This window comes from Streptomyces sp. NPDC005070 (genome assembly GCF_053600395.1).
The window spans coordinates 22697-37873 of the sequence record NZ_JBSFZS010000012.1 but is presented as its reverse complement, the minus strand read 5'-3'; the positions used below and the strand labels follow the sequence as shown (position 1 = coordinate 37873).

The window sequence follows — 15177 nt, the reverse complement described above, 5'->3', positions numbered from 1 at the left end:
TTTAATACGTGCGTACAGTCCCTGCCATGACGAACCCGACGAGCACGACTCCCGCCGCCGACGCCCCCGGCGCTCCGGCCGGCCGCCGTGAATGGACGGCCCTCGGCGTCCTGATGCTTCCGCTGCTCCTGGTCTCGATGGACGTCTCCGTCCTCTACTTCGCGATCCCCTCGATCAGCGCGGACCTGGAGCCGAGCGGCACCCAGCAGCTCTGGATCTTCGACATCTACGCGTTCGTGCTCGCCGGACTGCTGATGACGATGGGCTCCCTCGGCGACCGCATCGGGCGCCGCAAGCTGCTCCTGTTCGGCGCCGCCGCGTTCGGCACCGCCTCGGTGCTGGCCGCCTACGCGAACAGCGCCGAGATGCTGATCGCGGCCCGCGCGGTCCTCGGCCTGGGCGGCGCGACCCTGATGCCCTCGACCATGGCGATCATCCGGACGATGTTCACGGACCCCGGACAGCGCACGAAGGCGATCGGTCTGTGGTCCGGCGTCATGACCGGCGGTATCGCCCTCGGCTCGGTGATGAGCGGTGTGCTCGTCCAGTACTTCTGGTGGGGTTCGGTCTTCCTGGTCAACCTGCCCGCGATGGTGCTGCTGCTGGTCCTCGGCCCGATCCTGCTGCCCGAGTCGAAGAACCCCGAGCCGGGCCGCTTCGACCTGCTCAGCGTGCCGCTGTCGATGGCCGCCGTGCTGCCGGTGATCTACGGCATCAAGGAGATCCCGTCCGAGGGCTGGAAGGCCGAGTACGTCGTCTCGGTCCTCGTCGGCCTGGTCTTCACCGCCCTGTTCGTGCACCGTCAGCGCACCGCGAAGTCGCCGCTGATCTCCCCCGCCCTGTTCCGCGGCCGCGGCTTCGCTCCCGCCGTCGTCCTCAACCTGATCTCGTCCTTCGGCATGATGGGCTCGGCGTACTTCACCACCCAGTACCTCCAGTCGGTGCTCGGCAAGAGCTCCATGGCCGCCGCGCTGTGGGCCCTGCTCCCCACCGTCCTGGTCGGGGTGGCCGCGCCGGTCTCCGCGCAGCTCGTGCAGAAGGGCGTCCACCGCGCCCACGTCGTCTCGGGCGGCTTCGTCGTCGCCGCCTGCGGCTACGGCCTGCTGGCCCTCGCGGGCACCGACTCCCTGTGGCTCGTGCTGGCCGGGGCGGGTGTCCTCGCCTCCGGGATCGTCACCGTGATGTCGCAGATGATGGACCTGGCCCTCGGCACCGTGCCCGTCGGCAACGCGGGCTCCGCCTCCTCCCTGCTGGAGACCGGCGCGGAGTTCGGCGGCGCCCTCGGCATGGCCGTCCTGGGCTCCATCGGCACAGCGGTCTACCGCCACGACATCCCGGCAGGTGCCCCGGCCGCGGCCCACGAGACGCTCGGCGGCGCGCTCGCGGTGGCCGGACGACTGCCGGGCGACGCCGGACAGGCGCTGGCCGGCGCGGCACGGGAGGCCTTCACGCACGGCATGCAGGCGGCGGCCGTCGCGGGGGCGGTCCTGCTGCTGGGCGCCGCCGCCCTCGCCACGGCGAGCCTGCGCAAGGTGGCGGTGCACGAGGACGGCGACGTCCCCGACGCCGGGGCCGGCAAGCCGCTGGAGGAGGCGGCGTCCGAGCAGGAAAGCGGCCTGACACCCGCCTGAGCCCGTCCACCGGGCGGACGACGCCCCGGGCGCCCGCCTCACCGGGCGGGCGACGGCCACGCACGCCCGTCCACCGGGCGGACCACGCCCTGAAGCGCCCCCGCCGGGCGGACCGGAGAACCCCGGTCCGCCCGGCACCGGCATGGCGGCACCCGCACGGTCCGGGCGGCTCCCGGTCCCCGTTCCGATCAGGAGGGCGACGCCGGGGAGTTGTCGGCGGGGCGTGCCAGGATGGGCCTGTGACACAAACTTTCGGTACGCCGTTCATCGGCCGGAGTGACGAACTCGCCCGGCTCACCGGCGTGCTGGAGCGCGCCGGGGGCGGCGAGCCGCGCGCGGTCCTGGTGGCCGGCGACGCCGGCGTCGGCAAGACCCGCACGCTCACGGAGGCCGCGGTGCACGCGAGCGCCTCCGGGACGACGGTCCTGACCGGCCACTGCGTGGACCTCGGCGACGTGGGCCTGCCGTACCTCCCGTTCACGGAGATCCTGGGCGCGGCGGCCGCCGACGAGCGCCTCGCCCCGGCGTTCGCGGCCCACCCGGCGGTGGACCGGCTGACCGGCTCCGGGCCGGGGCCCGGCGGCGCGTCCGACCCCGGCGGCTCGACCGACCCCGGCGGCCGGCTGCGGCTCTTCGAGGCCGTCGCGGGTCTCCTCGCCGACCTGGCCGACATCACCCCGCTCCTGCTGATCATCGAGGACCTCCACTGGGCGGACCAGTCCTCCCGCGACCTGCTGCGCTTCCTGCTCAGCCGGGGCGTGCTCCAACGGCCGCCGGCCGGGGGTCCGGCCCGGAGCCTCGCGGTCTTCGCCTCGTACCGCGCGGACGACCTGCACCGCCGCCACCCGCTGCGCCCCCTGCTCGCCGAGCTGATCCGGCTGCCGGCCGTCGACCGGCTGGAGCTGCGGCCCATGGCCGACGCCGACGTGGCCCGGCTCGTGCGCGCGCTGCGCACCGGCCCGGTCTCCGACACCACGGTCCACAGCATCGTCGAGCGCGCCGAGGGCAACGCCTTCTACGCCGAGGAGCTGCTCGCCGCACTGCCCGGCGACGACTCCCCCGTCTCCCCCGCCATGCCCAGCGGACTCGCCGACGTCCTCCTCATCCGCATCGAGCAACTCTCCGACACCGCCCAGCAGGTGCTGCGCACGGCGGCCGTCGCGGGGCGCCGCGTCGAGCACGAACTGCTGCGTGACGCCGTACAACTCCCGGAGGACGAGCTGGAGTCGGCGCTGCGCGAGGCCGTCGGCCACCAGCTCCTCGTGCCCGGGGGCGACGCGACGTACTCGTTCCGCCACGCGCTCACCCGCGAGGCCGTGTACGCGGACCTGCTGCCCGGCGAACGGGTGCGGCTGCACAGCCGGTTCGCCGGACTCCTCGCGGGACCCGCCCGTTCGGCGAAGAACGCGGCCGAGCGCGCCCACCACTCGCGCGAGAGCCACGACCTGGCCGACGCGCTCACCGCCTCCCTCGAAGCCGCCGATCACGCCCAGTGCGTCGGCGCGCCCGCCGAGGAGCTGCGCCACCTGGAGACCGCCCTCGAACTGTGGCCCGCGGTGGACGCCGGCGCCCGCCCCGAGGACGCCGGTCCTGTCGCCCTCACCCTGCGCGCCGCGGCCGCCGCCGCCAGCGCCGGGGAGATGCATCGCGCGGTCCACCTCACCCGTGACGCGCTCGCCAGGGCCGGCTCCGACGCCGACTCCGAGCTCGCCGCCCGAGTGCGGTACACGCTCGCGGGCAACCTGATGCGGATCGACAGCCTGAAGGACGCGTTCACGTACAGCAGCGAGGCCCTCGCCCTGATCCCCGCCGAGCCGCCCTCGTACACGTGGGTGTGGGCGGCGGCCACGCATGTCATGGCGGCCCGTCTCGTGGGGCGGGACGAGGACGCCGAGCGGGTCGCCCGGCAGGCGCTCGCCACCGCCGAACAGCTCCGGCTGGCCGACGCCCAGGCCGACCTGACGATCTCCCTGGTCGGCATGGAAGCGGACAACCGGCGCACCCCGAAGGGCCGCGAGCGCCTGCGCCGGGCGCGTGAACTGGCCCACGGCGCCGGGAACTTCCCGGTGGAGATGCGGGCGCTGTTCAACCTGGCCATCGGGTGCTACGAATCCGGCGACCTGGAGGAGTGTCTGACCTGGCTCGGCGACGGCGTGGACCGCGCCCGCCGCGCCGGTCTCCTCCCCTCCCCGTACGCCCTGGAGCTGCGCTACCTCCAGTCGCTCGTGCTCTACACACTGGGCCGCTGGGACGCGTGCGCGCGGGCGGCCGCCGAGGACGCCGAACTGCTCCCGGCGGCGGCCGGGTTCGCCTCCGGCCCCGCGCTGTACGTCGCCCTCGCCCGCGGCGCGCGCGAGGCGGCCGTCGCCGGAGCCCGCGCCCTGCTCGACCGGCCCTTCGACTGGATGTCGACGCTCGTCGCGAGCATCGTCCTGACCGACGCGGCGGCCCAAGGCGGCGACGCGGAGGAGGCCGTACGGCGGCTGCGCACCGCGACCGAGGCGCTCACGGACGTCACCGGCACCGGCCCGCCGCCCGTCGTGGTGCGGCTCGCGGCGCTCGCGCTGTCGGCGGTCGCGGACGCGGCGGAGAAGGCGCGCCGCGACGGCGACCCGGCCGGCGGCGACCGCTGGGCGGACACCGCGACCGAGCTGGTGGAGCTGGCGAGGACCGTGGTGGCCCGCGGCGGCAAGGGCGCCGAGCAGGGGCCCGAGAGCCGGGCCTGGTCCGCCCGTGCCGAGGCGGAGTGGCTGCGGGCCCGCACCGGTCCGGACGTGGCGGCCTGGGAACGGGCGGTCGCGGCCTTCGGCTACGGCGATCCGTACGAGCTGGCCAGAAGCAGACGGCGGCTCGCGGAGGCCCTTCTCGCGGCTGGCCGCCGGGAGGAGGCCGGCGAAGAGGCCCGCGCCGCCCACGCCATCGCCGTACACCTCGGCGCGGAGCCGCTGCGCGACGCCCTGGACACGCTCGTGCGGCGCGGCCGCCTCGCCGAGGCACCGGCCGACGGGGAACGCATCGCCGCGCTGACCGCCCGGGAGAGCGATGTGCTGCGGCTGCTCGGCCGCGGGCGCACCAACCGCCAGATCGGCGAGGAGCTGTTCATCAGCGGCAAGACGGCGAGCGTCCACGTCTCCAACATCCTCGCCAAGCTGGGTGCCGCGAGCCGCACCGAGGCCGTGGCCATCGCCTACCGCGAGGGATTGATCGAGCCGGAGACGACACCGTCCGCGTGAGCGTCCGCAACGGCCGAGGGCCAGGACACCCATGGGTGTCCCGGCCCTCGCTCGCAGGGGGCGAGCCGTCTCGAACCGGTCTCAGACCAGGTTGACCGACCGCGTCGACGTCGCGCCGATCTCCTCGGAGAGCTCGGTGAGAACGGTCGGCGGCACGGTGTCGTCGACGGTGAGAACCGCGAGGGCCTCGCCACCGACGTCCGCGCGGGCGACCTGCATGCCGGCGATGTTGATGCCGGACTCGCCGAGGATGCGGCCGACGGTGCCGACGACACCGGGACGGTCCTCGTAGCGAAGGACGAGCATGTGGTCGGCGAGCGCGAGGTCCACGTCGTACTCACCGACGGCGACGATCTTCTGGAGGTGCTTCGGGCCGGCCAGCGTGCCGGAGACCGCGACCTCCTGGCCGTCGCCGAGCGTGCCGCGCACGGTGACCACGTTGCGGTGGTCGGGGGACTCGGAGCTCGTGGTCAGCCGGACCTCGACACCGCGCTCCTGCGCGAACAGCGGGGCGTTGACGTACGACACGGTCTCGTCGACGACATCCTCGAACACGCCCTTGAGCGCGGAGAGTTCGAGCACCTTGACGTCGTGCTGGGTGATCTCGCCGTACACCTCGACGTCGAGGCGGACCGCGACCTCGCCCGCGAGGGCGGTGAAGATGCGGCCGAGCTTCTCGGCGAGCGGCAGACCGGGCTTGACGTCCTCGGCGATGACGCCGCCCTGGACGTTGACCGCGTCCGGGACGAGCTCACCGGCGAGGGCGAGGCGCACCGAGCGGGCGACGGAGATACCGGCCTTCTCCTGGGCCTCGTCCGTGGAGGCGCCGAGGTGCGGGGTGCAGACGACCTCGTCGAGCTCGAACAGCGGGGAGTCCGTGCAGGGCTCCTTCGCGTACACGTCGAGGCCGGCGCCGGCGACGCGGCCCTCCTTGAGCGCCGAGTACAGCGCCTCCTCGTCGACGATCCCACCGCGCGCGGCGTTGACGATGCGCACGGTCGGCTTGACCTTGTGCAGGGCCTCGTCGCCGATGAGACCGAGGGTCTCGGGGGTCTTCGGCAGGTGCACGGTGATGAAGTCCGAGACCTCGAGCAGCTCGTCGAGGGTGAGGACCTTCACGCCCATCTGCGCGGCCCGCGCGGGCTGGATGTAGGGGTCGTAGGCGACGACCTTCATGCCGAACGCCGACATGCGCTGCGCGACGAGCGCGCCGATGCGGCCGAGGCCGACGACGCCGAGGGTCTTCTCGGCGAGCTCGACACCGGTGTACTTGCTGCGCTTCCACTCGCCGTTCTTCAGCGCCGTGTTGGCCTGCGGGATGTGGCGCGCGGTGGCGAGGAGGAGACCGCAGGCCAGCTCGGCCGCGGTCACGATGTTGGAGGTGGGCGCGTTGACGACCATCACGCCGGCCTTGGTGGAGGCGGAGACGTCCACGTTGTCCAGGCCGACGCCGGCTCGTGCGACGACCTTCAGCTTCTTGGCGGCGGCGACGGCCTCGGCGTCGACCTTGGTGGCCGAGCGGATCAGGATGGCGTCGACGTCGGCGATGGCGGGCAGCAGTTCGGCACGGTCCGCGCCGTTGCAGTGCCGGATCTCGAAGTCCGGGCCCAGGGCGTCGACGGTCGCGGGCGACAGCTCTTCAGCGATGAGTACGACAGGTTTCGAGCTCACGTGAGTCCTCACAAGTCCCATGCGGACGGCCGTCCCGACGGCCGCAGGCGGTGGAGGGTTTGCAGCGGCCCCGGGGTGTGCCTGCACTTCTTGGGGGGGGTCGCTCGAGCCGCGTGGAAGACGCACGACGCTGTGGGCCTGACGCGTTGTTGCTGTGCAGTGTAGTGGCGCCACGGGGGTCGTCCTGCGCCTCCGCGGAAGGATCACCCGTCCGTGGCTGGACGGTATGTCCAACACCGTGTCCACGGGCGTTACCCGGGGTTCGACGAAGGGGCCGGAGCATGCCGCTCCGGCCCCTTCCCCAGGCTTACGCCTCGTCGTCGTTGACCCACGACATGAGCTTGCGCAGCTCCTTGCCGGTGGTCTCCAGGAGGTGGTTCTCGTCCTGGGTCTTGTACTCGTTGTACTTCTTCAGGCCCGAGTGGTACTCGTCCATCCAGTTACGGGCGAACGTGCCGTCCTGGATCTCGGCGAGGACCTGCTTCATCTCGGCCTTGGTGGCGTCCGTGATGATGCGCGGGCCGGTGATGTAGTCGCCCCACTCGGCGGTCTCGGAGACGGACCAGCGCATCTTCTCCAGGCCGCCCTCGTACATCAGGTCGACGATGAGCTTCAGCTCGTGGAGGCACTCGAAGTACGCGATCTCCGGCTGGTAGCCGGCCTCGGTCAGCGTCTCGAAGCCGGCCTTGACCAGGGCGGCGGTGCCACCGCAGAGGACGGCCTGCTCACCGAACAGGTCGGTCTCGGTCTCCTCGGTGAAGGTCGTCTTGATGACGCCGGCGCGGGTGCCGCCGATGGCCTTGGCGTACGAGAGGGTGAGGGCGAAGGCGTCGCCGGTCGCGTCCTGCTCGACGGCCGCGATACACGGAACGCCGCGGCCCTCCTCGTACTGGCGGCGCACGAGGTGACCCGGGCCCTTGGGGGCGACCATGCAGACGTTGATGCCGGCCGGGGGCTTGATGAAGTCGAAGCGGATGTTCAGGCCGTGGCCGAAGAACAGCGCGTCGCCGTCCTTGAGGTTGTCCTTGATGGACTCCTCGTAGACCTGGGCCTGGATGGGGTCCGGCACCAGGATCATGATGACGTCGGCCTCGGCCGCGGCCTCCGACGGGGTCACCACACGCAGGCCCTGCTCCTCGGCCTTCGCCTTGGACTTGGAGCCCTCGTGCAGACCGACCCGGACGTCGACACCCGAGTCGCGCAGCGACAGCGCGTGGGCGTGACCCTGGCTGCCGTAGCCGATGACCGCGACCTTGCGGCCCTGGATGATGGACAGGTCGGCGTCGTCGTCGTAGAACAGCTCGGCCACTGGGGTTCTCCTTGTTTTCCGGTATTTCCGGTGTTGCGTCCCACCGTACGGCGGGCGGGGGAAGTGAAGTTCTCGGGTCTCGGCATACGGGCGGACCGGGTGGGCGGCCCGCCCGTGCGACCGGGGCTTCCTGGGCTAGGCCGACCGGTCCAGCGCACGCAGCGAACGGTCGGTGATCGAACGCGCCCCGCGTCCGATCGCGATCGTGCCGGACTGGACGAGCTCCTTGATGCCGAAGGGCTCCAGCATCTTGAGCATGGCCTCCAGCTTGTCGGCGCCGCCGGTGGCCTCGATGGTGACGGCCTCCGGGGAGACGTCGACGGTCTTCGCGCGGAACAGCTGAACGATCTCGACGATCTGGGAGCGCGTCTCGTTGTCGGCGCGCACCTTCACCAGAACGAGTTCCCGCTGAACGGCCGAACCGGGTTCCAGTTCGACGATCTTCAGGACGTTGACGAGCTTGTTGAGCTGCTTGGTGACCTGTTCGAGCGGAAGTGCCTCGATCACGTTCACCACGATGGTGATGCGGGAGATCTCGGGGTGCTCGGTGACACCGACGGCGAGGGAGTCGATGTTGAAGCCGCGCCGGGAGAACAGGGCGGTGATCCGGGCGAGGACACCGGGCTTGTTCTCGACGAGGACGGAGAGGGTGTGCTTGCTCATGGGTCTGACTCGGCTCTCTCTCAGTCGTCTTCGTTGTCGCCGAAGTCGGGGCGGACGTCCCGGGCGAACATGACCTCGTCGTTGGAGGTGCCGGCGGCGACCATCGGCCACACCATCGCGTCCTCGTGGACGATGAAGTCGACCACGACCGGACGGTCGTTGATCGAGTTCGCCTCCTCGATCACCTTGTCGAGGTCGTCCGGCGACTCGCAGCGGATGGCGTGGCAGCCCATGGCCTCCGACAGCTTCACGAAGTCGGGGACGCGGGTGCCGGCGCTCGGCTGCTTGCCGTCCGCGTCCGGGCCGCTGTGCAGCACGGTGTTGGAGTAGCGCTGGTTGTAGAAGAGGGTCTGCCACTGGCGGACCATCCCGAGGGCGCCGTTGTTGATGATGGCGACCTTGATCGGGATGTTGTTCAGGGCGCAGGTGGTGAGTTCCTGGTTGGTCATCTGGAAGCAGCCGTCGCCGTCGACCGCCCAGACCGTGCGGTCCGGCTGTCCGGCCTTGGCGCCCATCGCGGCCGGGACCGCGTAACCCATCGTCCCGGCGCCGCCGGAGTTCAGCCAGGTGGAGGGCTGCTCGTACTGGATGTAGTGCGCGGCCCACATCTGGTGCTGGCCGACGCCGGCCGCGAAGATCGTGCCCTTGGGGGCGAGCTGACCGATGCGCTCGATGACCTGCTGCGGGGAGAGCTGGCCGTTGTCGGGCTGCTCGTAGCCGAGCGGGTAGGTCTCGCGCCAGCGGTTGAGGTCGCTCCACCAGGCGGTGTAGTCGCCGGTGTTCCCCTCGCTGTGCTCCTTCTGGACCGCCTGGACCAGGTCGGCGATGACCTCGCGGGCGTCTCCGACGATCGGCACGTCGGCGGCACGGTTCTTGCCGATCTCGGCCGGGTCGATGTCGGCGTGGACGATCTTGGCGAACGGGGCGAAGCTGTCCAGCTTGCCGGTGACGCGGTCGTCGAAGCGGGCTCCGAGGGCGACGATCAGGTCGGCCTTCTGCAGCGCGGTGACGGCGGTGACCGAACCGTGCATGCCCGGCATGCCCACGTGCAGGTGGTGGCTGTCGGGGAACGCGCCGAGCGCCATCAGGGTGGTGGTGACGGGCGCCCCGGTGAGTTCCGCGAGGACCTTCAGCTCGGCGGTGGCGTGTGCCTTGAGGACACCGCCGCCGACGTAGAGCACGGGCCGCCTGGCCTGGCTGAGCAGCTTGGCCGCCTCGCGGATCTGCTTGGCGTGCGGCTTGGTCACCGGACGGTAGCCGGGCAGGTCCTGGGTGGGCGGCCACTGGAAGGTGGTCCGGGCCTGGAGGGCGTCCTTGGCGATGTCGACGAGGACGGGGCCGGGCCGGCCGGTGGAGGCGATGTGGAAGGCCTCCGCGATCGTCCGCGGGATGTCCTCGGCCTTGGTGACCAGGAAGTTGTGCTTGGTGACCGGCATCGTGATGCCGACGATGTCCGCCTCCTGGAAGGCGTCCGTGCCGATCGCCTTGGACGCGACCTGCCCGGTGATCGCCACGAGCGGCACCGAGTCCATGTGCGCGTCGGCGATCGGGGTGACCAGGTTGGTCGCGCCGGGGCCGCTGGTCGCCATGCAGACGCCGACCTTGCCGGTGGCCTGCGCGTAGCCGGTGGCGGCATGGCCGGCGCCCTGCTCGTGGCGCACGAGCACGTGCCGCACCCGCTTGGAGTCCATCAGCGGGTCGTAGGCCGGAAGGATCGCACCGCCGGGAATGCCGAATACGGTCTCGGCCCCGACCTCCTCGAGCGAGCGGATGAGGGACTGCGCGCCCGTGACGTGCTCGGGGGCGGACTGCTGTCCTCCGGAACGGGGCCGCGGCTGCGGATGGTGGGCCCCGGTGGCCTGCTCGGTCATCGGCATTCTCTTCTCGATGCTGAGGGTTTTTGCGACTTTTGTGCGGTGTACGACTGATGCCTGTGCAACAAAAAACCCCTCGTGCCGTGAGGCAAGCGAGGGGAGCGCGCCGGGTGCGGTCGCTGGGTGTTCCGGACCTTTCCGGAGGCCACCTAGCTTCAGCCGACGCGCTTTCCAAGTACGAGAATTCGGGTGCGCATGGCATTGACCCTCCCCCCGGCACGCACCGACTGTCAAGTGGGTGGGACGGGAGTCTCATTATGTGAGCGGAGGGCGGTTCCGCCCCCCAGGACGACGGGCACTCCACCCGTATACACCGCCGCGCCCCCGCCACCGGCGAACACCGGCTCGGCGGGGCCGTTGGGCACCGGATAGTGGCCGGAAGAGAGCGCCCGGCGCAGCCGGTACTCGTCGAGGGGTCCGGAGAACGCCATGCCCTGTCCATGGGTGCAGCCCATCGCGCGCAGGGCGACCACCTGCTCGGGAAGATCCACCCCGTCGGCCACGGACTGGAGTCCCAGATCGGCGGCGATCCGCAGCAGCCCGCTGGTGATCTTGTGCAGCCGGGCGGACTCGACGACCCCCTCGACCAGACTCCTGTCGAGCCGCAGGACGTCGACGGGGAGCCGCCTCAGGGCCGTGATCGCCGCGTAGCCGCTGCCGAAGCCGTCCAGGGCGATCCGCACACCGAGACGCCGGAGCGCGTTCAGCCGGCGCTCCAGCTCGTCCAGGGGGACCCGCGGATCGGTGTCGGACAGTTCGACGATCAGACCGCCCGAGGCGAGCCCGTGCCGGGTCAGCAGGGACTCCACGGAGCCCAGCGGCATCGAGCGGTCCACCAGACGCCGGGCCGTCATCCGGACCGTGACCGGCACGGCGACGCCCGCGGCGGTGCGCTCGGCGGCCTGCCCGACCGCCTCGTCGAGCATCCAGCGGCCGAGCTCGGCGGTCCTCTCGCCGTCCTCGGCGACCCGCAGGAACTCGGCGGGCGTGAAGAGCACCCCTTGGGAGGAACGCCAGCGCGCCTGTGCGGTGACCGACGCGATCCGGCCGTTCTCCAGCGACACCACGGGCTGGTGCAGCAGGGCGAACTCGCCGTCCTGCAGCGCGGAGCGCAGCCGGGTCGCCAGCTCCGCCCTGCGGACCACGTCCTGCTGCATCTGGGGCGCGTAGAGCTCGACGCGGCCCTTTCCGGCCGCCTTGGCGCGGTACATGGCGAGGTCGGCGTTGCGCAGCAACTCACCGGCGCCGAGGCCCGGTTCGGCGAAGCCGACGCCGATGGACGCGGCGACCCGGACATCGTTGCCGTCGATGCAGTAGGGCTGGGAGAGCCTGATCCGCAGACGGTCGGCGAGTTCCCGTACCTGCTGCTCACGGGCGGTGCGGTCGCGGCCCCCGTCACCGACGATCAGGGCCGCGAACTCGTCTCCGCCGAGCCGGGCGGCGGTGTCGCCGTGCCGGACGGAGTCCTGGAGTCTGCGGGCGGCCTGGACGAGCAGTTCGTCGCCTGCCTGGTGCCCGATGGTGTCGTTGACGGCCTTGAAGCCGTCGAGGTCGATGAAGAGGACTGCGGTGCCCCGGTCGGTGGAGCGGCGCCCGGACAGGGCCTGCTGGACGCGCCGGGTGAACAGCGCGCGGTTGGGCAGGTCGGTGAGCGGGTCGTGCTCGGCGTTGTGCTGCAACTGCGCCTGGAGCCGCACGCGTTCGGTGACATCACGGCTGTTGAAGATGAGGCCGCCGTGGTGCCGGTTGACGGTGGACTCCACGTTGAGCCAGCCGCCGTCGCCGGACCGGAACCTGCACTCGATCCGGGTGGTGGGCTCCTCGGCATGGCTGGCCGCGAGGAAGCGCCGTACTTCGTGGACCACGCAGCCGAGGTCCTCGGGGTGGATGAGCGAGGCGAGTTCGGAGCCGACCAGGTCCTCGGCGTCACGGCCGTAGACCCCGGCGGCGGCCGGGCTGACGTATCTCAGGATGCCGTTCGGCGCGGCGATCATGATGACGTCGCTCGACCCCTGCACCAGGGAGCGGAAGTGGTTCTCCTTCTGGGCCAGTTCCTGGGTGAGGGTGATGTTGTCGAGCAGCATGATGCCCTGGCGCACCACGAGGGCGAGGACGACGAGACCTGCGGTGACGAGCACCACGCGGTCCACCCTGCGTCCGTTGAGGATGTTGTACAGGATCCCCAACGTGCAGACGGCGGCGGCGAGATAGGGCGTCAGGGCGGCCAGTGACCCGGTGATCGGACGCGCCGCCGGGGAGCGGCCCGGGCCCTGGGGGTCCGCGGGGGCGGGTCCGCCCCGCCCTCCGTGGCGTGGGGCCGGCTCCTCGTGCCGCTCCTGGCCGTCGTGCGACCCGGGCCGCTCCTGGGGGGCTCCTTGTCCGGGCGCCGGACGGGTGCCCTGGGGCCCGGGCGGGACGCGGCTTCCCGGGGGCCCGTGCTGCCCTTCCCTGCGCTGTCCGGGGATGCCCTCGTGCGCCACGCGCGCGTGCTCCTCCGAGCCCGGCTCGTCCGGTCCGCGCGGGTCGGGTGCGCTCGGCTCGGGGCCTCGGGCCTCGGGTTCGCGCGGGTCCGGGCCGTACGCGTCGATGTCGGCGCCGTGCTCGCCGGTGGTGTGCTCCTCGCCGGAGTGTTCCTCGGTCTCGTACCCGTGCCGGGTGACGACCCAGGGGGCGTAGGCGAGGAGCAGCGAGCCGGCGAACCAGCCCGCGTCGAGGAGCTGGCCCGAGTGGTAACTGTTGTGCAGGAGGGGCGAGGTGAACAGCGCGTCGCACATCACGGTCAGGGCGAGCGCCCCGATCGCGGTGTTGACCGCCGACCTGTTCACCGACGAGCGCCTGAAGTGCAGCGCGAGCACCATGCTGACCAGCGCGATGTCCAGCAGCGGGTACGCGAGGGACAGCGCGGTGTGCGCGACGCTCGGCCCGTCGAACCGCGCGGCCTGGGCGAGCGCCAGACTCCAGGACAGGGTGAGCAGCGATCCGCCGATGAGCCAGGCGTCCAGCGCGAGACATACCCAGCCCGCCCTGGTGACGGGCCGCTTGGCGAGCACCAGGAGTCCGACGATGGCGGGCGGCGCGAAGCAGAGGAAGAACAGATCGGCGTAGCTCGGGGTGGGCACGGGGCGGTCGAGGACGACCTCATACCACCCCCAGACCAGGTTGCCGAGCGAGGCCATCGCCGAGGAGAGCGCGAACAGCAGCCACGCGGGTCGAAAGCGGCTGCGACGGCGGCGGGCGTAGAGGAAGCAGGAGACCGCCGCGGTGCCCGCGGCGACGCTCAGCCCGAAGTCGCCCATGACCAGCGCGAGACGCGTGGAGCCCCAGCCGAGCGCGGAACCGACGGCGTAGGCCGCGCACACCAGGGCCAGCGCGAGTTGCGAGAACAGGCCCGTCCCACCGTCGAACACCGTCCGACGGATCAGCAGCGCTCCTGGGGAGCTCACCGGGCCCACCCGGTCCGCGCCCCGGGGTCCCGCCGGTCCCGGCACGCCGGGTGCCCGTGCCTCCGGCGGCCCGGATGCCTGCGGTGGTGATGGCTGCCGTGACCGCGGCTGTGCGTGGCCGCGCGCCAGGGTCGTCGTCGGCGGCGGCCCCGCCGCGTCGGATCGTTGGTCCATAGGCCGTGCATTGCCCGTCGCCCCCCTCGCAGTCTCAAAGTCCGTCCCCGGCGCCGAACGGTGCGCGGCGCAGCCCCTGTCCGGACGATACACCAGTCTCGTCACTCAGGGACATAGTTCCTCTACGCTCCGTAACGACCAGGGACTATGCCGGCACTGCCCGCGTTCGAGGAACTGCGGAGAGTGCCCGAGGCGGACGGCGAGCGAACAGGGCGTTGCTCAGGTGCCGGTGGTAAGGACCACGTTGCGCAACGGCTCCCGGTTCACGAAGCGGGTGAGCTGCTCGGCGAGCAGCCGCTTGGCGCGCGGCCAGAACGCCGAGGTCGGCCCCCCGACATGGGGGCTGATGAGCACGCCGGGCGCGTGCCACAGCGGGTGGCCCGGGGGCAGCGGTTCGGGGTCGGTGACGTCGAGGGCCGCGGTGATGCGCCCGCTCTTCAGCTCGCCGAGCAGCGCGTCCGTGTCGACGACGGGTCCGCGGGCCACGTTCACCAGGAGCGCGCCGTCCTTCATCCGGGACAGGAAGCCGGCGTCCGCCAGACCGCGGGTGCTCTCCGTGAGGGGCGTGGACAGGATGACGACGTCGAACTCGGGGAGGAGGGAGGGCAGTTCGGTGAGGGGGCGCACGGGACCGCGCGCCGTGGCACGGGCGGAGCGTGCGACGCGCGCCACCCGGGCGAGCTCGAACGGCGCGAGCCTGTCCTCGATGGCCGACCCGATGGACCCGTACCCCACGATGAGAACGGACTTGTCGGCCAGTGCGGGACGGAAGCCCGAGCGCCACTCCTGCTTGTCCTGGCCGCGCACGAAGTCGGGGATCCCGCGCAGCGAGGCGAGGATCAGGGCGAGCGTGAGTTCGGCGGTGCTCGCCTCGTGCACCCCGCGGGCGTTGCACAACTCCACGCCGGACGGCAGGGAGTTGAGGTTCGGCAGGACGTGGTCGACGCCGGCGGAGAGGGTCTGCACGACCCGCACCGACGTCATTTCGGCCATCGGCCGCTGCGAGACGGCGGACGGCTTCATGTAGGGCACGACGTAGAACACGCAGTCGACGGGATCCGCGGGGAACTCCTGGCCGCCGTCCCAGAAACGGTAGTCGAGGCCCTCGGGGAGTCCGTCGATCTCGTCCGCGTGGAAGGGGAGCCAGACATCGGAAGTCATGGTCAGGAGGTTATGCCA

At 71.9% G+C, this 15177-nt stretch carries 8 protein-coding genes; 2 read left to right on the top strand and 6 right to left on the bottom strand.

Features of this window, described 5'->3' with window-relative positions; translation table 11 throughout:
* The first annotated feature begins 26 nt into the window (after positions 1–26).
* Entirely contained in the window at positions 27–1631 is a 1605-nt protein-coding gene (locus ACWEBX_RS06530) for an MFS transporter (protein WP_451883790.1), read from the top strand.
* A 239-nt stretch (positions 1632–1870) separates the two neighbouring features.
* Positions 1871–4864: a helix-turn-helix transcriptional regulator gene (locus ACWEBX_RS06525; RefSeq protein ID WP_451883789.1), complete on the top strand. Its 2994-nt coding sequence runs from the start codon at positions 1871–1873 to the stop codon at positions 4862–4864.
* 81 nt (positions 4865–4945) lie between these two features.
* Here the strand turns inward: ACWEBX_RS06525 and serA are convergent, their stop codons facing one another.
* The 6 genes from serA to ACWEBX_RS06495 form a co-directional block, all read right to left on the bottom strand.
* Complete coding sequence (serA, locus tag ACWEBX_RS06520; RefSeq protein ID WP_451883788.1) at positions 4946–6535, bottom strand: phosphoglycerate dehydrogenase; 1590 nt, start codon at positions 6533–6535, stop codon at positions 4946–4948.
* A 307-nt stretch (positions 6536–6842) separates the two neighbouring features.
* Entirely contained in the window at positions 6843–7844 is a 1002-nt protein-coding gene (gene ilvC, locus ACWEBX_RS06515) for a ketol-acid reductoisomerase (RefSeq protein WP_451883787.1), read from the bottom strand.
* Positions 7845–7979: 135 nt separating this feature from the next.
* Positions 7980–8507 carry an acetolactate synthase small subunit gene (gene ilvN / locus ACWEBX_RS06510; RefSeq protein WP_266763065.1) on the bottom strand — a complete coding sequence of 176 codons (528 nt, stop codon included), beginning with the start codon at positions 8505–8507 and terminating at the stop codon, positions 7980–7982.
* Between the two features lie 20 nt (positions 8508–8527).
* Entirely contained in the window at positions 8528–10384 is a 1857-nt protein-coding gene (locus ACWEBX_RS06505; protein ID WP_451883786.1) for an acetolactate synthase large subunit, read from the bottom strand.
* 227 nt (positions 10385–10611) lie between these two features.
* Positions 10612–13998 carry an EAL domain-containing protein gene (locus ACWEBX_RS06500; RefSeq protein ID WP_451883785.1) on the bottom strand — a complete coding sequence of 1129 codons (3387 nt, stop codon included), beginning with the start codon at positions 13996–13998 and terminating at the stop codon, positions 10612–10614.
* A gap of 219 nt (positions 13999–14217) precedes the next feature.
* Positions 14218–15159, bottom strand: coding sequence for a 2-hydroxyacid dehydrogenase (locus ACWEBX_RS06495; RefSeq protein WP_451883784.1), 942 nt, complete (start codon positions 15157–15159; stop codon positions 14218–14220).
* Between the last annotated feature and the right edge of the window lie 18 nt (positions 15160–15177).

Coding starts and splice junctions, on each gene's coding strand:
- ilvN (WP_266763065.1), bottom strand. CDS start 8,507: ATGAGCAAGCACACCCTCTCCGTCCTCGTCGAGAACAAGCCCGGTGTC.
- ACWEBX_RS06505 (WP_451883786.1), bottom strand. CDS start 10,384: ATGCCGATGACCGAGCAGGCCACCGGGGCCCACCATCCGCAGCCGCGG.
- ACWEBX_RS06530 (WP_451883790.1), top strand. CDS start 27: ATGACGAACCCGACGAGCACGACTCCCGCCGCCGACGCCCCCGGCGCT.
- ACWEBX_RS06495 (WP_451883784.1), bottom strand. CDS start 15,159: ATGACTTCCGATGTCTGGCTCCCCTTCCACGCGGACGAGATCGACGGA.
- ACWEBX_RS06500 (WP_451883785.1), bottom strand. CDS start 13,998: ATGGACCAACGATCCGACGCGGCGGGGCCGCCGCCGACGACGACCCTG.